General features: G+C 75.5%; 2 protein-coding genes and 1 pseudogene. All 3 read right to left on the reverse strand.

All coding sequences use genetic code 11. From position 1 onward, the window contains the following. A pseudogene (locus tag Q6969_RS15145) lies at positions 1–207 on the reverse strand (hypothetical protein); the annotation flags it as partial. Between the two features lie 22 nt (positions 208–229). Next, on the reverse strand, positions 230–1,219 hold the full coding sequence (locus tag Q6969_RS15150) for an iron-siderophore ABC transporter substrate-binding protein (RefSeq protein ID WP_317231187.1): 990 nt from the start codon (positions 1,217–1,219) through the stop codon (positions 230–232). Beyond that, positions 1,216–2,129, reverse strand: a 914-nt coding sequence (locus Q6969_RS15155) for an ABC transporter ATP-binding protein (RefSeq protein WP_317231188.1), incomplete at its 5' end; no start/stop codon positions are given. The genes Q6969_RS15155 and Q6969_RS15150, both read right to left, overlap by 4 nt.

The following is a 2,129-nucleotide window of genomic DNA, read 5'->3' on the forward strand; positions in this document are numbered from 1 at the left end:
CTGGGTGATGTCGATCACCGCGAGCACCAGCACGACGAGGGCGAGGAGGGCGACGACCGCGACCGCCCGCACCGGGATCCGGCCGGCGCCGTCGGCGCGCGCGACGGCGGCGGGCGACGGGACGGGTCCCGGGATCGTCGCCGCTCCGGCGGCCGACGCGGGAGGCGCGTCGGCCGTCGGGGGCGCGGTGCGGGCGGGAGCGGTCATGGGAGGGGCCGGGCGGCGCGGATCAGCCGACCAGCAGGTCGGTGACGGCCTCCGCGTACGCCGTCATCGAGGCAGGGCCGCCGAAGGCCCAGATGCCGTCGGGCATGCGGTGCACGTCGCCGGCCTGCACGAACGCGAGGGACTGCCAGACGGCGTTGCCCGCGAGGGTCTGCGCGAAGGGGTCGTCGCCCTGGGTGGCGTTGGAGTTGTAGAGGAACTGCACGTCGCCGACCGTGGTGAGGCCCTCGACGTCGGTGGTGCCCAGGCCGTAGGCCGGGTCGACCTCGCCCGTCCAGGCGTTCTCGAGGCCGAGCTCGGTGGTCACGTCGCCGATGAGCGAGCCGGGGCCGAACGGGCGGATGGAGACCGCGCCGGCGTCGACGTAGGCGTCCGCGAACAGGAACCGCGACCCGGCGAGGCCGGCCGCGTCGAGCTGCGCCTTCGCGTCGGAGACGGCGGCGTCGTACGCGTCGATCACCTTCGTCGCCTCGTCCTCCGTGCCCGTCGCCTGCGCGATGAGCTCGAGGTTGTCCTCGCTCTGCTGGATCTGCTGCGTGCCGTCCGCGGAGACGACCTGCAGCACGGGCGCGATGGCCTTCAGCTGCTCGATGGCGTCCGCGGGGAGGTCGGTCGTGGCGACGATGAGGTCGGGCGCGAGCGACGCGATGGTCTCGACGCTCGGCTCGCCGCGCGTGCCGATGTCGGCGGGCTCGTTCACGAGCGGGACGGCGGAGGACCACGCGCTGTAGCCCTCGACGTCCGCGACGCCCACCGGGTCGACGCCCAGGGAGACGAGGTTCTCGACGACGTTCCACTCGGTGCCGACGACCTTCGTCGCGGGCCCGTCGAGCGTGACCTCCGCGCCGGTGCCGTCGGTGAAGGTGATGGACTCGCCGCTCGGGGCGGATCCGGCGCCCGTCGAGGCCTCCTCGGTGGTGCCGCATGCGGTCAGCGTGAGCGCTGTCGCGGCGGCGAGGGCGGTCATCGCCAGGGTGCGTCGTCTCGTGGTCACGGGTGGAGCCTCTCGTTCCTGTGGTGGTGGCGGGCGACCGCGCGGGTGCGCAGGCTGCCCGTCGTCGGGTCCGCGTGGACCTCGACGGGGATGCCGTAGACCTCCGTGAGGAGGTCGGGGGTGAGCACCTCGGCGGGGGTGCCGGTCCTCACGATCCGGCCGTCGTGCAGCAGCGCGACGGTGTCCGCGAGCGCCGCGGCCTGATCGAGGTCGTGCAGCACCACGCCGACGGCGATGCGTCCGTCGTCGGCGAGGTCGCGCACGAGGTCGAGGAGCTCGACCTGGTAGCGCAGGTCGAGGTAGGTGGTGGGCTCGTCGAGCAGGAGCACGCCGGTCTCCTGGGCGAGGCAGCTCGCGAGCCAGACGCGCTGGAGCTGGCCGCCGGAGAGCTGGTCGACGCCGCGGTCGGCGAGGGCGACCAGGCCCGTGAGGTCGAGGGCGCGGTCGACGGCGGCGCGGCCCTCGGGATCCGCCCCGCCGAAGCGGCCCCGGTGCGGGTAGCGGCCGAACTCGACGACGTCGCGGACGCTGAGGCCGCCGGGCGTCGGACGGCCCTGGGTGAGGAGCGCGACGCGGCGCGCGAAGCGGCGGAGGGAGAGGTCGAGCGCGTCCGTGCCGTCCGTGGGGGCCGTGCCGTCCGCGGATGCGGTGCCGCCGGATGCTGCGCCGTCCGCGTCGCCGCCGCGCAGGGTGAGGGACCCGGATCGCGCGGACTGCAGCCGCGCCATCGTCCGCAGCAGCGTCGACTTGCCGCTGCCGTTCGGGCCGACGAGCACCGTGACGCGCCCCGGCAGGAGCTCGAGGTCGGCGCCGTGCACGACCTCGGTGTCCCCGTACGCGACCGTGACGCCGCGGGCGTCGAGGGCGGACGCGGCGGTGGCCGCGTGGGGGCGCGGCGGGTGCGCCGCGG

It is taken from the genome of Clavibacter sp. MX14-G9D (assembly GCF_032917815.1).
In the GTDB taxonomy this organism is placed as follows: Bacteria; Actinomycetota; Actinomycetes; order Actinomycetales; family Microbacteriaceae; genus Clavibacter; species Clavibacter michiganensis_K.